This is a genomic window from Halorhabdus tiamatea SARL4B, assembly GCF_000470655.1.
Taxonomy (GTDB): domain Archaea; phylum Halobacteriota; class Halobacteria; order Halobacteriales; family Haloarculaceae; genus Halorhabdus; species Halorhabdus tiamatea.
The window spans coordinates 1,196,036-1,210,964 of record NC_021921.1; the positions used below are offsets into that span (position 1 = coordinate 1,196,036).

The window sequence follows — 14,929 nt, forward strand, 5'->3', positions numbered from 1 at the left end:
TGCAGGGAGGATCACTCCTGGCAGAAGGCCATACCCTTCCGGACGGCGTCGCTCTCGCCCAGGAGCGTCACCTTGTCGCCGGCCTCGATCGTGTAGTCGGCGCTCGGAACGATGGTTTCGCCGTCACGGTTGACCAGGGCGATCAGACACGAATCGGGCAGATCCGGCCCGATATCCTTGATCTGTCGCCCGATCAGGTTCTCGCTGGTGACTTCGACCTCCTGGACGTCGCCGACGCGGTCGATGTCCGTCATCCAGCCCGCGAGTGCGGGGCGCTCGATCTGGTTGTCCATAGCCCACGCGACCGCCATCGAGGAGGAGATCGTCCGCACACCCAGATCCTCGAAGGCCTCGACGTTGTCGGGGTTGTTCGCCCGAGCGATGACGTCCTCGATTTCGAAGTTCGTGCTCGCGAGTTGGGCGACCAGCAGGTTGGTGTCGTCGTCGCCAGTCGCGGCGACGACCGTCTTGGCGTTGTTCGCGCCGGCCTCCCGCAAGACATCGGTATCCGTGCCGTCCCCGATGATAGCGGTGAAGCCGTCGTTGCGGATGGCTTCGACCTGTGTTTCGTCGTCTTCGACGATGACGACGTTCTCTCCACGCGCTTCGAGACGGTCGGCGAGCGCGCGGCCGACGCGGCCGCCGCCCACGATGATGACTCGCATTGGTATCACGTCAAAGTATTGTGCGACGTAGCGTGCCAGACCGCCCTCGACGACGGCCGTGGCGAGGATGACGAGGAAGACCGTACCGATGAGGATGTTGGCCTCCGCCGCCATCCCCTGTGACTGCAGTTCGATGGCGAACAGCGTCGCGACGGACGCGGGGATGATCCCACGCGGGCCGACGAAGCTCATGAACGCCCGTTCGCCGAACGTAAACCGACCGCCAACCGTCGAGACGTACATCAACAGCGGCCGGATGAAGACCGCGACCGCCACGGCCACGAGCAGTCCGGGGACCAGAACGTCAAAGAGGACGCCCAGTTCGAGGATCGCCGCCAGCGTAATGAAGACGAACGAGAGCACCAGCAGCGTCACGTCGCCTTTGAAGGCCGTGATCTCCTCCTCGTAGGGGATGTCCAGATTGCCCAGGACGATCCCCGCCGTCGCGGCGGCGGCGACCCCGGCTTCGCCCGAGAGGTAGTTCGCGCCGGCGTACGCGACGATCGCGCCCGCCAGGACCAACAGCCGGGCGTTCCGGGGAGCGTCCCCCGGTGAGAGATCGACGTACCGCAACAGGTAGTAGATCGTGCCGGCGACGATCCCGCCGACGAGGACGCCCTGGCCGAGACGCTCGGCGAACGCGCTGAGTAACTCGACAGGCGGCGCACCGCTGAGGACAATCACCTCGAAGACCACGACCGCCGTGATCGCCGCGGTCACGTCGTTGACGATCCCCTCCGTTTCGAGTGCGGCGGCGACGCGGTCCCGGACTGGAACGACCTGCAGGATCGGGGCGATGACGGTCGGCCCCGTCGCGACGAGCAACGCACCGATCAGAAAGGACAGTCCCCAGGTGGTCTCGGCGAAAGCGAGCTTGACGGCGACGGCCGTCCCGACAAGCGCGATGCCAGCACCGAGGGTGACCAGCCGGAACGTCGCCGCCGGGGCCTCGCGTAACCGATCGAGGTGGAGGTGAAAGGCCCCCTCGAAGACGATGATCGCCACCGAGAGCCCGACGATCGCCGAGAGGGGTGCCGCACCGAACGTCGAAAGCGAGAACAGCCGCTCCGGTAGTACGAGCCCGGACAGCGGGCCGATCGCCAGCCCGGCCGCGATGTAGAAGATGATACTCGGGAGTCGCCAGCGCGCGGCCAGCAACTGTGCGCCGACACCCAGCGCGAAGATCATCGCCACGAGCAGGACGATTACGTCCGCGCCACCGGCGCTCACGAGGAAACCTCCATACGTACACCCTTTCGCCCGACGGCCATAAATTGGACGATCCCAGCGGTCATCGTGTGCTATAATCCAGATACTGGAGGACGCCCCGAACGTTCATAGCTGTCTCTCCTCGTCCCTTCTCGGCCCCCCAGACCTCGCCGGCCGCCGTCTCGCCGGCGAAGTGCTCGATTACGGCGTCGTCGTCTTCGAGTTCGTTGCGGGCCGCGGCGACCGCCTGAACCCAGTCGCTCAGAGTCCGGGCGTACCGTTCCAGCTGATCGGTCGCCATCGCCGGGCCGAAATGGGAGTAAAGCAGCGTCTCGGGCGCGAGTTCCTGCAGCAACTCGACGTCCCGCAGGGCCTGCTCTAAGTCGAAGTCCGGCGGCGGCGAGGTCGGAAGCACGTCGTCACGCGTGGGGACGTACAACCCGGCCGCGTCGCCGGTGAAGACGGCGTCGTTTGCGGGGTCCTCGTAGACGACCTGGTGTGGGGCGTGACCGGGCGCGTGGTGGGCGATCAGCGAGTGATCACCCAGATCGACGCGATCGCCGTCCTCGACTGCCCGAATTCGCGCGTCGGGGACGGGGTCCGGTTCGACGTAGTGCGTGATCTGCTCGCCGACGGCCTGTTTGGTTCCCGCCCAGAGTCGTTCGGGATCGGCCAGATGGGGTGCACCGATCTCCTGGACGACGATCGTGGCGTTCGGACACGCCTCGGCGAGAAAGCCAGCCCCACCTGCGTGATCGAGATGGACGTGCGTGACGGCGATGACCTCGATGTCTTCGGGAGCCAGACCGACTGTCTCGATCGCGTCGAGGATCCGATCGGAGTGGGTGCCGATGCCAGTCTCGACGATCGCCGGTCGCTCGGCGTCGAGAACGTACACCGAGCCGTACTCGATCACCTCGTACATGCCAGTGTCGACGAACCAGAGGTCCGAACACGAGCCAGTCGCGACCTGCCGAACGTCACCGAATCCCATGGGAGAACCTGAGGACTACGGAACAAAAAGCGCTTCCAACCGAGCGGCCAGCCGACACATCCGCGGCCAGCCGACCGGAAATCGGCGATCCGTCGAAGCGTCAGGCGTTACGGGGTTCCTTGGCCTTCGGGCGAAGCTTGCCGTACCCACACTTCCGGCAGCGGTCGGCACGCTCGGGGTTGCGAGCGTTACACCGCATACAGATCTGCTTGTCGAGGATTCGCCCTGCCGCCTTGTCGAATTGAGCCATATTGGTTTGCTTGCCGACGCGGGCGTTTAACGGTTGCGAGACGGATCTCGCTGCCTCGACGCACCGTTTATCCCGCTTGGCTCACAGGCAGTGGTATGGACTACGGGCGCGTCGCCGATCTCCCGATCGCGATCGAGGCCGTCGAACTGACCCAGCGCGAGCAGGAGACCTCGAGCGGGTTCGCCCGGACGACGACGGTCGTCACCCTCAGAGGCGAGGGCCACGTCGGCCGCGGCGAGGACGTCACCTACGACGCCGAGGACCATCGCGCACTCGCCGAGTCGGGACCGTTTCCCCTCGAGGGGACGTACACGCTCGATTCGTTTGCCGAGACCGTCGCGTCGACCGATCTCTTCCCGGACGGCCCACAGCGGCCCCCGTCGCGACGATACCGGCGATGGGGTCTCGAGAGTGCGGCGCTCGACCTGGGCCTTCGACAGGCTGGTCTCGATTTCGGTGAGGTGTTCGAGCGAACGTACGATCCGACCCGATTCGTCGTCAGCACCGCTCTCGGCGAGTCGCCGTCCTTCGATCGGATCGCCCGGCTCCGGGAGGTCTATCCGGACGTCGAACTCAAGCTCGACCCCGTCCCGGCGTGGACGGCCAAGTTGATCGACCGCCTCGCGGCGACCGACGCCGTCCGGATCCTCGACCTAAAGGGCCAGTACGCTCACGCCGACGTCCACCAGCCGGCGACCCCGTCACTGTATAAGCGAGTGTTCGGCGCGTTCCCGGCGGCGATCGTCGAAGACCCGGCCACCAGCGAGGAGACGCGACCCTTGCTTGCCGAGCACGCAGACCGACTCTCGTGGGACGTCCCGGTCACCGACGTCGACGCACTCGAATCGCTCCCCCACGAGCCCCAGTGGGTGAACGTCAAACCGTCCCGGATCGGCAGCGTCGAAGATCTGTGTGCGGTCGTCTCGTACTGCCAGGACAACGACATCGCGATGTACGGCGGCGGCCAGTTCGAACTCGACGTCGGTCGCTCCCAGATTCAGGCGCTCGCGTCGTTGTTCTACCCCGACGGCCCCAACGACGTCGCGCCGAGCGCGTTCAACGACCCCGAAATCGAGGGCGGTCTTCCCGAGAGTCCCCTCGACCCGCCGGAGGCGACCCCCGGTTTCGGGACACACTGAACTCGGACATCGGCCCCCGATCCGGCTACTCGGACTCCTCGACGAGATACTCCTCCTGGACCGCGACGACCTCGCTCGAATCGTCGCAAGCGGCGTAGCGTTCGAGCGGTTCGTCGTTGAGTTCCAGGAACGTGTGGCCCCACCGGAACTTCGAGAGGATGCGCTCGGCGTGGTCGCGTTCCCCGAGGATGACCAGCCCGCCGGCCAGCGCCTCGACCGTGTTCAGCTGGAACGGCGTCCCGTAGTTGACGGGGTTGGCGGCGACCAGAAAGGGCAGCGACCGCTGGACGCCCGCAAAGTCGAAGGCCTCCCGTTCGGCGGTCTCCCACGAGCAATCGAGGGCGATCAGCCGGTCGTGGTCGGCGTCGGCCGGCGAGAGCGCACGGTCGGCGAAAGGGTTGAGGACGACCCCGGCCGGCGTCGCCCGGGCCGACCGATGGAGGGTCACCATGTCCATGCGGTCGAGCTTCCGGGCCGTACACTTCTCCGGGTCGTCGTCACCCTCGTAGCGGACGTGTAACTCCACGGGCGAGGTAGCGGCCAGCGAGACAAAAGTGCCCCGGAGCGTGTCTGGCACCGCCGTCGAAACACGCTTCTCTGGGCGTCTTCAGGCGACGAAAGCGCGGAATACCCTTATGACGACCCGGCCGCTACGTCCGGCAATGCTGTCACCGGGTGAACAGCCGCCAGCCTTTACGCTGCCCGCCGTCGTCGAGGGCGACGTCGAGACGCTGTCGCTCGCCGAGTATCTCGGCGACCGGATCGTGATTTTGGCGTTCTACCCAGGGGACTTCAACCCGGCCTGTGGCGAGGAGAGTGACCTCGAGGAACTCGACCTCTTCACGATGCAACCCGACGTCGCCGTGATCGGAGTCGCTCCCGATACAGTCTTCAGCCACCGGGCGTTCGCCGAGGAGTACGATCTGGCGATTCCCCTCGCCGCGGACACCCGCGGCGAGGTGGCCGAGGCCTACGGCGTCGCCTTCGAGGACGACCACGGCCAGCACCTCGCCGAACGGGCAGTGTTCGTCGTCGACCTCGACGGCGTCGTCCAGTACGCCTGGTCGAGCCAGGATCTACAGCAGGTGCCGCCGGCCGAGCCGATCCAGCGAGCGGTCGGCGAGATCGGTGGGGACAGGGCGGCCGTCTCGCGGTACCGCGTCGCCCACGCCCACTACGTCGAAGGGCGGCGGACGTTCACGAGCGCGATGGGCGAGTTCGAGGACCACGACTGGATGGTCTCGCGGTCGGACTTCCAACGAGCACGCGAAGAGTTCACGACCGCCACCGATCAGTTCGCCACGGCCGGGCGGTTCGTCGACGACGATCGGCTCTCGGATCACTTCGAACGCGCGAGACGGAAGGCCAACGCGCTCTGGGGGGCCGCCGACTGGCTCGCCGACGCGGCCGACGCCTTCTCGAGTGGCGACGGCGAGGAGGGCACTGCCTACCGCAACGACGCCGAGTCCCCCCTGGAGACGGCCCGTGATCTCGCCGAGCCGCTGGATCCCGACGACATCACCGTCGAGGACGACGCCGTGAACATCGACCCGGATGCGCTCGCGGACGACGCCACGACCTCGGCGATGGAGGCGATCCGATCCGAACTCGACGGCGAGGTGGCCGGCGGCGTCGACCTCGAACTCGGGGAAGAAACCATCGAAACCGAGGACAACAGCGACGACGATCCGGCACCGGAGGGGCCGGACACCGAGGCTGCTAGACGAATGCGCGAGTACGCCGGCGTCGGAATGGATATCGACGACCCCGACGGGGCCGAAGACGATCAGATCGCCGACGCCCTCGCCGCGGCCGACGACGGAGCCGGGACGGACACTGAAGCCAACCCCGAGAACGCGGGGGGTAACCACGACGACGGCGAAGAGACGACAGCGGGCCCGAACCGGTCGCCAACACCCGATAACGCGGCCGAGGAGTGCGCCCCATCCAACGAGGGCGAGGCGGACGACGCCGAAACGGACGTGACCGAGGAGGAGATCGAGGAGATCGCCGAGGAGTTGCAGTCCCAGAACGGCGAGGACGGACAGTCCTGAGCTGCCGCCGCTTCCCGAGTGGGTCCCGGACGGTCGGAGCCGATTCGAGAAACCCTTCTGTCCGGTCGTCGTGGATCGACCATGCCCGCAGCCAATCAATCAGACTGCGTGCGATCGTTCTACGCCGCGCTCGACGACCACGACTACGACAGTCTGGCTGGCCTACTTGCGCCCGGATTCGTCCACGACCGTCCGGGGCTGACCCTCGAAGGCCGCGACCGGTTCATCCGATTCATGCGCGAGGAGCGACCGAACAGGCAGACGAGCCATCCGATCGACGCGATCTATCGCGACGGCGAGAGCGAACTCGCGGCCCGTGGCCGGCTGCTGGACGACGACGGCAGGGAAATCGCTGCCTTCGTGGACGTCTTCGGATTCGACGATGACGGGATCGAATCCGTGCGGACGTACACCCGGTGAGCCTACAGGGGGCGCTCACTCGCCGAGCGTCAGTTGATCGACGACTTCCTTGGGATCGAACGGGTCGAGGTGCTCGTAGCCCTGCCCGGTGCCCAGAAAGAGGATCGGCTTGCCCGTGACGTGAGCGATCGAGATCGCCGCGCCGCCCTGCGGGTCGGCGTCGGCCTTCGTGAGAATCGCCCCGTCGACCTCGGCGGCGTTGTTGAACTCGGTCGCCCGAGTAACGGCGTCCTGGCCGGCGACGGCCTCGTCGACGAACAGCGTCATGTCCGGCTCGATGATGCGCTCGATCTTCGAGAGCTGGTCCATCAACCCCTCGCTTGTATGGAGTCGCCCGGCCGTGTCGCCCAGCACGACGTCGACGTCGTTGGCCTCGGCGTACTCGACGGCGTCGTAGATGACCGCCGTCGGGTCGCCGCCCTGTTCGTGGGAGATGTAGGGGACGTCGAGGGCCTCGGCGTGCTCGCCGAGTTGCTGGTTCGCGCCGGCCCGGTAGGTGTCGCCGTTGGCCAGCACCGACGAGTAGCCCCGATCTTCGAGGTAGCTCGCGAGTTTGGCGATCGTCGTGGTCTTGCCGACGCCGTTGACGCCCGTGAAGATGATGACGACCGGCTTCTCGGCCTCGGCGATGCGGTCCTCGAAGTCGAACTGGCCGACGCTGATGACGTCGAACAGCGCCTCCCTGAGGGCGTCCTGGACGAGGTTGCCCGTGCTCTGGAGGCGACGACGTGTCTCGCCGACGAGGTTCGACTCGACGCCCGCCAAGATCTCGTCGGCGACGCTCATCTCGACGTCGCTGCTCAACAGCGCGAGTTCGAGGTCGTCGAGGTGATCGGCGAGGTCGTCCTCGTCGATGACGGTCTTGCCGGTCGCAAAGAGCTTCGCCCGCTCGGCGACGCCGCGGTCGGCGTCCGACGCGTCCTCGGAAGACGTATCCGACTCGCCGGCTGCTGTGGCGTCATCGGCAGTCGCCGTGGCGTCTTCGGCAGTTGCCGTGGCGTCCTCGGCAGTCGCCGTGGCGTCTTCGGCAGTCGCCGCGGCGTCTTCGGCGGCCGTCCCATCGGCCGATTCTGCGGCGACCTCCGTGTCGTCGATCGCGTCGCTGTCCGTCGGTTGGGTGTCCGCTGCGGTATCGTCCACTTCTCCCGTGTCAGCGTCCGCCTCGCCTTCGTCGGTCGCCTCCGCGTCGACGTCTTCCTCGACGTCGTCGCTGAAGCGTCCTAACTTCTCGCGGAGTCCGTCGAACATCGCCTACTCGTCGGCTTCTTCCTGCTGTTGCATCGCCTGCATCTGCTGTTGCATCTGCTGCTGTTGCATCTGCTGGGCCTGCTGTTCGAGCTGCTGGCTCTCGTCTTCGAGTTCGGAGATCTCCTCTGAGAGCTGCTCGATCTGGTCGTCGATAGCGTCTTTCTTGCGGTCGAGGGTATCGGCTGCGGCCTCCTGGTCCTGTTCGGCCGCGTAGTCGGCCCCGAGACTCACGGTGATCTCGTCGATGTCGAGGACTTCCGCGCGGACGTAGGCATCGCCGCCGAGCGGAACCTGGACGGTCGAGCCCGTCTCGAGAGTCTCGATGGCGTCGACGGCCTCGTCGATCTCGGTCTTCTTGTTGCGGAGATCTTGGACCTCGGCTTCGAGTTCCTCTCGCTCCTCTTCGATCTCCTCGATCGCCTGGGCGATCTGCTGGAGTTGCTGCTGACCGCCACCGCCACCACCGAGACTCATGCGTCTACCCCCTCGATCTCGATCTGAGAGCGTTTGAGCCCGTGCTGGGAGCCGAACTCGGCGAGCGTGTGCTCCTCGGCGACGTTTTCGTTCGGTGCCTCGATCTCCGTCTCGAACGATTGCCAGCCGTCACGGGCCTGAAAGGTCCCGGTGACTGTGTATTCGCTCATGTTCGGTGAAAGGGAGGGCGACGGGGAAGTATCTTCCCATCGAGTATGCTCAGCAGCCACGACGGCTCACGCACCCACGGCGGTTCGGCGCGGTCGCCTCATTCGCGTGCGTCCGCGACCGCCGCGACGAACTCGGCGGCGTGTGCCTCGACGGCGTCGAAATCGCCACGCTCGATCGCGTCGTAGTCGATGATCGCGCTGCCCGCACCCACGACGGTCGCACCAGCGTCGAAGAACGCAGCGACGTTGTCCGGGCCGACGCCGCCGGTCGGCATCAGCGGCAGGTCCCCGAGCGGGGCCTGGATCGCGCTGAGATGGCCCGGGCCGACCGTCGAGGCGGGGAAGACTTTGATCAGGTCCGCCCCGGCCTCGGCCGCCCGAAGCGCCTCGGTCGGTGTCATCACACCCGGTGCGACGAGCGTGTCGTAGCGGTTGGCGGTCTCGATGACGTCTTCCTCGAGCGTCGGACCGACGACGAATTCCGCGCCGGCCTCGATGGCAGCACGGGCCGCCGCGGCGTCGATCACCGAGCCGGCCCCGACGACTGCGTCCTCGCCGTCGAACGTCTCGACGACGTCGCCGACCAGGTCGCTCGCGTTGCGGGCGTCGACGGTGACCTCGAAGGCGGTCACGCCGCCCGCATGGAGTGCTTCGACGGTGTCGATCATCGCGTCGGCGTCGATGTTTCGCAGCACCGCGACGACGCCGCTGTCGACGAGTTGTTCGGTTTCGTCCATGCTGGCGAGTGCGAATCCCGCCGTGAAAAGCGTCCCGACTGGGCGAGGCCGGCGTGGCGCTGGCGGCCGCGTCGACGCCGCACAGCCCTGCCGGCCGGCGTCGCGTCGACACCAACCATTAGGATGGCCGGCGTCGTACGTTGTCACATGGCACTCCAGGATATCTTCGAGAGCATCCCCGATCCAGGATCGTACTCCTTCCCGGACTACGCGATCCCGCAGGGTGACCCCGTGATGCCGGTCGCACTCACCGACGAGGAACTTCACGCGTTGCTCGATCTCTACGAGACCTTCGCCGCCGTGGATCCGACGGGGATTGGTGAGAACCCGTTCCTGGCGAACACGACGGAGTTCCTCCAGCAGACCTTCGGGATGCCCTCCTACCGCCCGGACGAACAACTCAACGACGACATCGCCGGGATGCTCAACGACTTCGCCGAGGACCTCGGCGGCGGGGAGTTGGGCGTCGTCGACGCCAGTCCGAAACACCACCAGACGCTGTACTTCTTCCTGGTGAGCGCAAAGGGATATCACATGGCCCCCCACATCCAGTTCGATCCCGATCCGGCCGCCGTCGAGACGCTGTATGACCTCTATCAGCGCGTCACCGAACAGGACTACTATCTGAAGCGACCCTCGACGATCCTGGAGTGAGCTGGGTCGCCGTCGTGTCGATCGAGACCGAGACAGCGAAGCAGGCGATTACGTGTGGTCCCACGGTCTCGTATCGATATTATTACGAGTATTTAACATAGAGGCGTTACAATCGAGGATCAATGCACGAGGTTTCCCGTCGTGACCTCCTCCAGGCTGCCGCCGTCGGCGGCCTTTCCGGCATGGCCGGGTGCCAACATCCGTTCGGCGACTCCGTCCGCACGCCCGAGGTTACGGTCGTCTCGACGACCGTCCCCACTGCACTGCAAGGCCCCTTCGATTTGACCGTCGAGGTTGTCGAATCGTTTTCGGCCGACCACCCCGGTCAGATTCGAGTCGAATTGGCGCATACAGCGTCGACAGACGCGCCGCGACAGATCGCGTTCGGAGCGACGCCCCCGTTCAGCAACTACGTCGGAAGTCGAGTCGACACGTACGACATGTTGCTGGCGATCCCCGAGCACACCGACCGCATCGAGAAGATCGGACGGCCAGCCCCTGTCGAAGAGTGGGTACCCGAGGAGCCGACCGACGGATGCTGGCGCGGGCCGACGGTCCCACGGGACGACGAAACAGATTTGGCCGTCATCCAGCTTTCGCCCGGCGAAACGATCGCCGAGAGCTACACGCTTCTGGGCTTCGGCCAGGAGGCGTGTCTTCCGTCAGGAACCTACGAGTTCGTGAGTGACGAACCGTACCGGGTCGTACAGGTCGACCAGGCCGACGAAGAATGGGAAAACATCGACAAGGAGAGATCGGGTTTCGGATTCACGCTCGAACTCGCAGACTCCTAACTCGAAGGCCCGTCACGGTGACTTATGGTCCTCACGCGAGTACGGACACGTATGCAAACCCGTCCGCTCGGCACGACCGGTCAGGAGAGTACCGTCGTCACCTTCGGCGCGATCGCGCTGAACTGGCTCGAACAGGAGGGTGCCGACCAGCTGGTCGAACTCGTCCTCGACCACGGCGTGAACCACTTCGACGTCGCGCCGACCTACGGCGACGCCGAACTCAAACTCGGCCCGAAGCTCCGCGAGCACCGCGAGGAGATCTTCCTCGGGTGCAAAACACAGGAGCGCTCTTACGAGGGAGCCTGGGAGAAACTCGAACGGTCGCTCGATCGACTCGGCGTCGAGACGATCGACCTCTATCAGGTCCACGGCCTCGAATACGACCACGAACTCGACGAGATTACCGCAGACGACGGCGCGTTGCGGGCGTTCCGGGAGGCCAAAGACGAGGGACTCATCGAAAACATCGGCCTGACGAGTCACGGCGATCCGGCTCTCATTCTCGACGCACTCGATCGGATCGACGACCTCGAGTCGGTGATGTTCCCGCTGAATCCCGTCGTCGACGCGAAAGGTGACGACGAACACGACTACCAGGCGGTCCTCGACCGCGCCGACCGACAGGACGTCGGAACGCTCGCGATCAAGGCCTTCGCCGGCGGCTCGTGGCCGTCGACCGAGGAGTTGCCCGAACATCGCCGGCCCTACGCCAACTGGTACGAGCCGGTCGACGACCCCGAGACGATCCGCGATCGGCTGAACTACACGCTCTCGCAAGGCGTCACCAGCGTGGTCAGCCCCGGCGATCCCAAGCTGGTGAAGATGGTGCTCGACGCGGGCGATCGCTTCGAGGAACTCGACGACGCGGCCCAGCGCGCCGTCCGCGAGGAGGCCCGCCACGACGAGAGCCCGGTCCCGGAGCAACTCCACCACTGATGAACGGCCCGGAGCAGCCTCAGCACTGACCCATGGACGTTCCCGAGACCGTCACCGCGGCACTCGCCGATTGCCCCGTCGAGGGCGCGCGCTGTCTGGAAGCCGGAGCCGGGGCGGGCAACGCGACCGCCGGGCTCCTCGAGGCGGGCGCGGATCACGTCGTCGCGGTGACCAACGAACGCGAGCACGCCCAGACAGTCCGTGAGCGGGTCGGCCGGGAGTACCGAGACGCAGTCCGCGTCCTGGAGGCCGATCTTCGCGAGATTCCACTCCCCGACGACGCGGTCGAAATCGTCACTGCCCACGCGTTGTTCAACGTCGTCCCGCCGGCCGCGCTCGACGCGATCGCTGCCGAGGTGACCCGTGTCGCGTCTCCGGGCGCACACCTGATCGTCGACGACTACGCGCCGTTGCCGGGCGAAGCAGCCATGCGCGACCTCTTCGCCGTCGAGAACGCGGCCGCGGAACTCGCCGTCGGCCGGTCGGCGCTGACCTTCTACCCGGCTCGAGTCCTTCGCGGCGTCTTCGAGTCCTACGGGTGGGTCCACGACCGAACGAAGTCCGTCCTCGATCCGGTCCCCTGGACCGAATCACACGTCGCCGCCCACGCCGACGTTGCCAAGGAGTTCGCCGACGACGCCGGGCGAGCCGGCAATCTGCTGGCGGAGAGAGCCGACGAAGTGGCGACGAACATCGGGTCGGAGTCCACCGGCGAAATGTACAGCCTGGCGATGGAGCTGCCAGCGTAACGCTGTCTCCGGTGGGAGCTCACGCCGTATCGGTCGCGACGCGATCGAGATACGCGAGTTGGTCCTCGAGTTCCTGGGTCCGCTTGCGCTTGATCAGCGTCGCATCGAGCACCGCGCCGACGACTCCACCGAGTTCGAACTCCGTCTGTGCGGTGACGGTCGTCCCGTCCTCGCCGCCCTCGAACCGATAGGTCGTGCGCATCTCTTCGAACATGCCCTCGACCTGCTCGCAGGCAAATTCGGCGTCGGTCTCGACGGCCTCGAGGGTCAACGAGAGCTCCGCGAGCCCGATCGCCCGGCTGACGGCCATCCGATCGCCCTCGATATCGACCTCGTCGAACCCCGCGGCACGCATGAACGCCGCCACGTCCTCGAAGCCCGCCCGGATAGCGCCGGGTTCGGCCGCCACGTCTCGGGAGACAGTGACCTCCTCCATACCAGCCCCGAGCAGCCCCGTCGGGGTCAATCTGTCGTCGAACACGTTCGTTCGCCGTGCGAAGGGACGGTCGGCGCACTCCAGCCCGCTCGAACATGTTCGGAACAACTACCCCGGACCAGGCCGAACACGTTCAGAACATGGTACACGCGACGCTTTCGCTGTCGATCCCCCGGCGAATCTGGATCGGCGCGCTCTCCCAGGACCACCCGGACTCGTGCATTCGCGTCCTCTCAGCGTTCCCGAAGGGCGAGGAGTCGGGCGTCGGGTTGATCGAAGTCGACGGCCCGGACGCCTCGGCGGTCGTCGACGCGATCGAGGCGGAGGAGACCGTCACCGACCTCGCCGTCCTGAATCGACACGACGAGACGGCCCTGATCCAGTTCGAGACGACCGACCCACTCCTGCTGTTTCCGATCGTCGGGTCGGGCATCCCGCTGGAACTCCCCTTCGACATTCGCGACGGTGAGGCCCGATGGGAACTCACGGCCTCCCAGGACCGGCTCTCGGAACTCGGCGAGCAACTCGAGACGCTGGGGATTGCCTTCACCGTCGAGCAACTCCGCCAGCACGTCGAACCCGAGCAGGTGCTGACCGACCGCCAGACCACGCTGGTTCAGGCGGCGATCGAGCGCGGGTACTACGACACGCCACGGGAATGTACGCTGACCGAACTCGCCGAGGCGCTGGACATGGCCAAATCCACCTGCAGCGAAACCCTTCACCGTGCCGAAGAGCAGATAATAAAGGGCTTCTTCGAGGACGAACCGACTGCAAGTGCCCGACGGCGGCTCTGATCAGTCCCAGTCGAGACGGTCCCGAAGCGCCGACAAGACGTCCTCGTGGATCTCGCCGTTCGTGGCGACCAGCGAGTCGCTGTCGTGTCGCCAGCGGTCGCCCGCGAGATCGGTCACGCGGCCGCCACCGGCCCGGACCATGTGCGCGCCGGCGACGGTGTCCCAGGCGGTCATGTGGACCGTCGAGATCGCGGCGTCGATCTCGCCACAGGCGACCATCGCCATGGAAGTCTGGCCGCTGCCCAGCCGCCGGAGGTCGCCGAGCTCCTCGTGAATATAGCTCGTTACGACGTTGTAGTCGTCGCGATCACGCTGCTTGAGGCCGAAGATCGGTGCGACGATCAGCGACGAGGGGACCGTCCGCTCGCTGACCGAACACTCGACGCCGTTCCGTTCGACGACGCCGGGACCCGCCGTGTAGGTGTCGCCGATCGCCGGCAACACCGTCGCGGCGGCGACCGGTTCGCCGTCGACCGTTCGGGCCAGGCTGACGCCCCAGAGGCGGTTTCCCCGCACGAAATTGTTCGTCCCGTCGATCGGGTCGATGATCCAGGCCGGCCCCGAGTCGGGCACGGTCTTCTCGGCGTCGTTCTCCTCGCCGACGATCGCCGCCGCCGGGTCGCGTTCGGCGAGTATCTCGACGATCCGATCTTGGGCTTCCCGGTCCGCTCGCGAGACCGGGTCCATCTGATCGCGCTTGAAGTCGTTACCGATACCTTCCCGGAAGTCCGTACAGGCGATCTCGGCCCCGGATTCGGCTGCCTCCCGGGCGATCGAACGCAATCCGGCGGCCGTCTCCTCGTCGATCTCGTTCACAGTATCACTCGATGGATGCGAACGGAGGGGCCGCCGAAACTTGAGTGGTGGGGCTCCGCGGTCGGGCGGGTTTCGAGACCGGACAGCGACGTGACAGAATTGCCGGGCCACCACGCGCTGCTGGCACGGGCCAGTAGTCGGATGGCGATAGCCCCGACGATGACGTTGCGGACGCGAAGGCTGGCGACAGCGGGGACGGCCGTGTCGGCGATGCCACCGAACCAGGGGGCCGACACCACCGGCAGTGTGTCGTACCGAGGACGGGCGCTCGTCCCGCCTCGACGTCGGCAGTGATGAGCCTGCTCCAGCCGGCCCGCCTCCGGGTCCCTGCTGTGCGGTATGAGGGGGAGCAAGTGTCGAAGACAGGTTTTTGCCCCCGGCTCGGGA

The 14,929-nt window shown here is 66.3% G+C and carries 18 protein-coding genes; 8 read left to right on the forward strand and 10 right to left on the reverse strand.

From position 1 onward, the window contains the following. Positions 1-11: 11 nt before the first annotated feature. From HTIA_RS05965 to HTIA_RS05975, 3 genes are all read right to left on the reverse strand, one after another. The gene (locus HTIA_RS05965; RefSeq protein WP_044950967.1) at positions 12-1,853 is read right to left on the reverse strand and encodes an NAD-binding protein; all 1,842 of its coding nucleotides are present in this window, start codon (positions 1,851-1,853) and stop codon (positions 12-14) included. Positions 1,854-1,956: 103 nt separating this feature from the next. After that, positions 1,957-2,868 carry an MBL fold metallo-hydrolase gene (locus HTIA_RS05970; protein WP_008525586.1) on the reverse strand — a complete coding sequence of 304 codons (912 nt, stop codon included), beginning with the start codon at positions 2,866-2,868 and terminating at the stop codon, positions 1,957-1,959. A 100-nt stretch (positions 2,869-2,968) separates the two neighbouring features. After that, positions 2,969-3,118 carry a 50S ribosomal protein L40e gene (locus HTIA_RS05975; protein ID WP_008525585.1) on the reverse strand — a complete coding sequence of 50 codons (150 nt, stop codon included), beginning with the start codon at positions 3,116-3,118 and terminating at the stop codon, positions 2,969-2,971. Between the two features lie 95 nt (positions 3,119-3,213). Here HTIA_RS05975 and HTIA_RS05980 point away from each other — a divergent pair, with 95 nt between their 5' ends. Next, positions 3,214-4,257 carry an enolase-like domain-containing protein gene (locus HTIA_RS05980; protein ID WP_008525584.1) on the forward strand — a complete coding sequence of 348 codons (1,044 nt, stop codon included), beginning with the start codon at positions 3,214-3,216 and terminating at the stop codon, positions 4,255-4,257. 25 nt (positions 4,258-4,282) lie between these two features. Here the strand turns inward: HTIA_RS05980 and HTIA_RS05985 are convergent, their stop codons facing one another. Then, the gene (locus HTIA_RS05985; protein WP_020936139.1) at positions 4,283-4,783 is read right to left on the reverse strand and encodes a DUF367 family protein; all 501 of its coding nucleotides are present in this window, start codon (positions 4,781-4,783) and stop codon (positions 4,283-4,285) included. Positions 4,784-4,919: 136 nt separating this feature from the next. Between HTIA_RS05985 and HTIA_RS05990 the strand changes: the two genes are divergently transcribed. Together HTIA_RS05990 and HTIA_RS05995 are read left to right on the forward strand one after the other, a co-directional pair. Beyond that, a complete protein-coding gene (locus HTIA_RS05990) occupies positions 4,920-6,311 on the forward strand; it encodes a redoxin domain-containing protein (RefSeq protein ID WP_008525582.1) in 1,392 nt (463 codons plus the stop codon). Positions 6,312-6,392: 81 nt separating this feature from the next. After that, on the forward strand, positions 6,393-6,731 hold the full coding sequence (locus tag HTIA_RS05995) for a nuclear transport factor 2 family protein (protein WP_008525581.1): 339 nt from the start codon (positions 6,393-6,395) through the stop codon (positions 6,729-6,731). A 15-nt stretch (positions 6,732-6,746) separates the two neighbouring features. Here HTIA_RS05995 and ftsY read toward each other — a convergent pair whose 3' ends face one another. The 4 genes from ftsY to HTIA_RS06015 form a co-directional block, all read right to left on the reverse strand. After that, positions 6,747-7,979 (reverse strand): signal recognition particle-docking protein FtsY, encoded by a 1,233-nt coding sequence (ftsY, locus tag HTIA_RS06000; protein ID WP_008525579.1) that lies wholly within the window; start codon positions 7,977-7,979, stop codon positions 6,747-6,749. 3 nt (positions 7,980-7,982) lie between these two features. Further along, complete coding sequence (pfdA, locus tag HTIA_RS06005) at positions 7,983-8,453, reverse strand: prefoldin subunit alpha (protein WP_008525577.1); 471 nt, start codon at positions 8,451-8,453, stop codon at positions 7,983-7,985. Then, positions 8,450-8,623: a 50S ribosomal protein L18Ae gene (gene rpl18a, locus HTIA_RS06010; RefSeq protein ID WP_008525576.1), complete on the reverse strand. Its 174-nt coding sequence runs from the start codon at positions 8,621-8,623 to the stop codon at positions 8,450-8,452. Before rpl18a ends, pfdA begins: the two co-directional genes overlap by 4 nt. 98 nt (positions 8,624-8,721) lie before the next feature. After that, positions 8,722-9,360 (reverse strand): bifunctional 4-hydroxy-2-oxoglutarate aldolase/2-dehydro-3-deoxy-phosphogluconate aldolase, encoded by a 639-nt coding sequence (locus HTIA_RS06015; protein ID WP_008525575.1) that lies wholly within the window; start codon positions 9,358-9,360, stop codon positions 8,722-8,724. Between the two features lie 147 nt (positions 9,361-9,507). On the opposite strand from HTIA_RS06015, the gene HTIA_RS06020 reads away from it, so the two are divergent. The 4 genes from HTIA_RS06020 to HTIA_RS06035 all read left to right on the forward strand — a co-directional run bounded on the left by HTIA_RS06020 (position 9,508) and on the right by HTIA_RS06035 (position 12,493). Beyond that, complete coding sequence (locus tag HTIA_RS06020) at positions 9,508-10,014, forward strand: hypothetical protein (RefSeq protein WP_020936141.1); 507 nt, start codon at positions 9,508-9,510, stop codon at positions 10,012-10,014. A 122-nt stretch (positions 10,015-10,136) separates the two neighbouring features. Further along, positions 10,137-10,808: a twin-arginine translocation signal domain-containing protein gene (locus tag HTIA_RS06025; protein ID WP_008525572.1), complete on the forward strand. Its 672-nt coding sequence runs from the start codon at positions 10,137-10,139 to the stop codon at positions 10,806-10,808. A 51-nt stretch (positions 10,809-10,859) separates the two neighbouring features. Next, positions 10,860-11,744, forward strand: a complete 885-nt coding sequence (locus HTIA_RS06030) for an aldo/keto reductase (RefSeq protein ID WP_008525571.1) — start codon at positions 10,860-10,862, stop codon at positions 11,742-11,744. 32 nt (positions 11,745-11,776) lie between these two features. Beyond that, positions 11,777-12,493 (forward strand): class I SAM-dependent methyltransferase, encoded by a 717-nt coding sequence (locus tag HTIA_RS06035; protein ID WP_008525570.1) that lies wholly within the window; start codon positions 11,777-11,779, stop codon positions 12,491-12,493. 19 nt (positions 12,494-12,512) lie between these two features. Here HTIA_RS06035 and HTIA_RS06040 read toward each other — a convergent pair whose 3' ends face one another. Further along, positions 12,513-12,929 carry an SRPBCC family protein gene (locus HTIA_RS06040; RefSeq protein WP_020936142.1) on the reverse strand — a complete coding sequence of 139 codons (417 nt, stop codon included), beginning with the start codon at positions 12,927-12,929 and terminating at the stop codon, positions 12,513-12,515. Positions 12,930-13,069: 140 nt separating this feature from the next. On the opposite strand from HTIA_RS06040, the gene HTIA_RS06045 reads away from it, so the two are divergent. Further along, on the forward strand, positions 13,070-13,726 hold the full coding sequence (locus HTIA_RS06045; RefSeq protein WP_020936143.1) for a helix-turn-helix domain-containing protein: 657 nt from the start codon (positions 13,070-13,072) through the stop codon (positions 13,724-13,726). Here HTIA_RS06045 and HTIA_RS06050 read toward each other — a convergent pair whose 3' ends face one another. Next, positions 13,727-14,542, reverse strand: a complete 816-nt coding sequence (locus tag HTIA_RS06050; RefSeq protein ID WP_008525564.1) for an inositol monophosphatase family protein — start codon at positions 14,540-14,542, stop codon at positions 13,727-13,729. It abuts the gene before it with no gap. Between the last annotated feature and the right edge of the window lie 387 nt (positions 14,543-14,929).

What these genes read in the sequence shown, in the direction of transcription:
- HTIA_RS05965 (WP_044950967.1), bottom strand. Translation starts at nt 1,853, where the DNA reads ATGATCTTCGCGCTGGGTGTCGGCGCACAGTTGCTGGCCGCGCGCTGG.
- HTIA_RS05970 (WP_008525586.1), bottom strand. Translation starts at nt 2,868, where the DNA reads ATGGGATTCGGTGACGTTCGGCAGGTCGCGACTGGCTCGTGTTCGGAC.
- HTIA_RS05975 (WP_008525585.1), bottom strand. Translation starts at nt 3,118, where the DNA reads ATGGCTCAATTCGACAAGGCGGCAGGGCGAATCCTCGACAAGCAGATC.
- HTIA_RS05980 (WP_008525584.1), top strand. Translation starts at nt 3,214, where the DNA reads ATGGACTACGGGCGCGTCGCCGATCTCCCGATCGCGATCGAGGCCGTC.
- HTIA_RS05990 (WP_008525582.1), top strand. Translation starts at nt 4,920, where the DNA reads ATGCTGTCACCGGGTGAACAGCCGCCAGCCTTTACGCTGCCCGCCGTC.
- HTIA_RS05995 (WP_008525581.1), top strand. Translation starts at nt 6,393, where the DNA reads ATGCCCGCAGCCAATCAATCAGACTGCGTGCGATCGTTCTACGCCGCG.
- ftsY (WP_008525579.1), bottom strand. Translation starts at nt 7,979, where the DNA reads ATGTTCGACGGACTCCGCGAGAAGTTAGGACGCTTCAGCGACGACGTC.
- pfdA (WP_008525577.1), bottom strand. Translation starts at nt 8,453, where the DNA reads ATGAGTCTCGGTGGTGGCGGTGGCGGTCAGCAGCAACTCCAGCAGATC.
- rpl18a (WP_008525576.1), bottom strand. Translation starts at nt 8,623, where the DNA reads ATGAGCGAATACACAGTCACCGGGACCTTTCAGGCCCGTGACGGCTGG.
- HTIA_RS06015 (WP_008525575.1), bottom strand. Translation starts at nt 9,360, where the DNA reads ATGGACGAAACCGAACAACTCGTCGACAGCGGCGTCGTCGCGGTGCTG.
- HTIA_RS06020 (WP_020936141.1), top strand. Translation starts at nt 9,508, where the DNA reads ATGGCACTCCAGGATATCTTCGAGAGCATCCCCGATCCAGGATCGTAC.
- HTIA_RS06025 (WP_008525572.1), top strand. Translation starts at nt 10,137, where the DNA reads ATGCACGAGGTTTCCCGTCGTGACCTCCTCCAGGCTGCCGCCGTCGGC.
- HTIA_RS06030 (WP_008525571.1), top strand. Translation starts at nt 10,860, where the DNA reads ATGCAAACCCGTCCGCTCGGCACGACCGGTCAGGAGAGTACCGTCGTC.
- HTIA_RS06035 (WP_008525570.1), top strand. Translation starts at nt 11,777, where the DNA reads ATGGACGTTCCCGAGACCGTCACCGCGGCACTCGCCGATTGCCCCGTC.
- HTIA_RS06040 (WP_020936142.1), bottom strand. Translation starts at nt 12,929, where the DNA reads ATGGAGGAGGTCACTGTCTCCCGAGACGTGGCGGCCGAACCCGGCGCT.
- HTIA_RS06045 (WP_020936143.1), top strand. Translation starts at nt 13,070, where the DNA reads ATGGTACACGCGACGCTTTCGCTGTCGATCCCCCGGCGAATCTGGATC.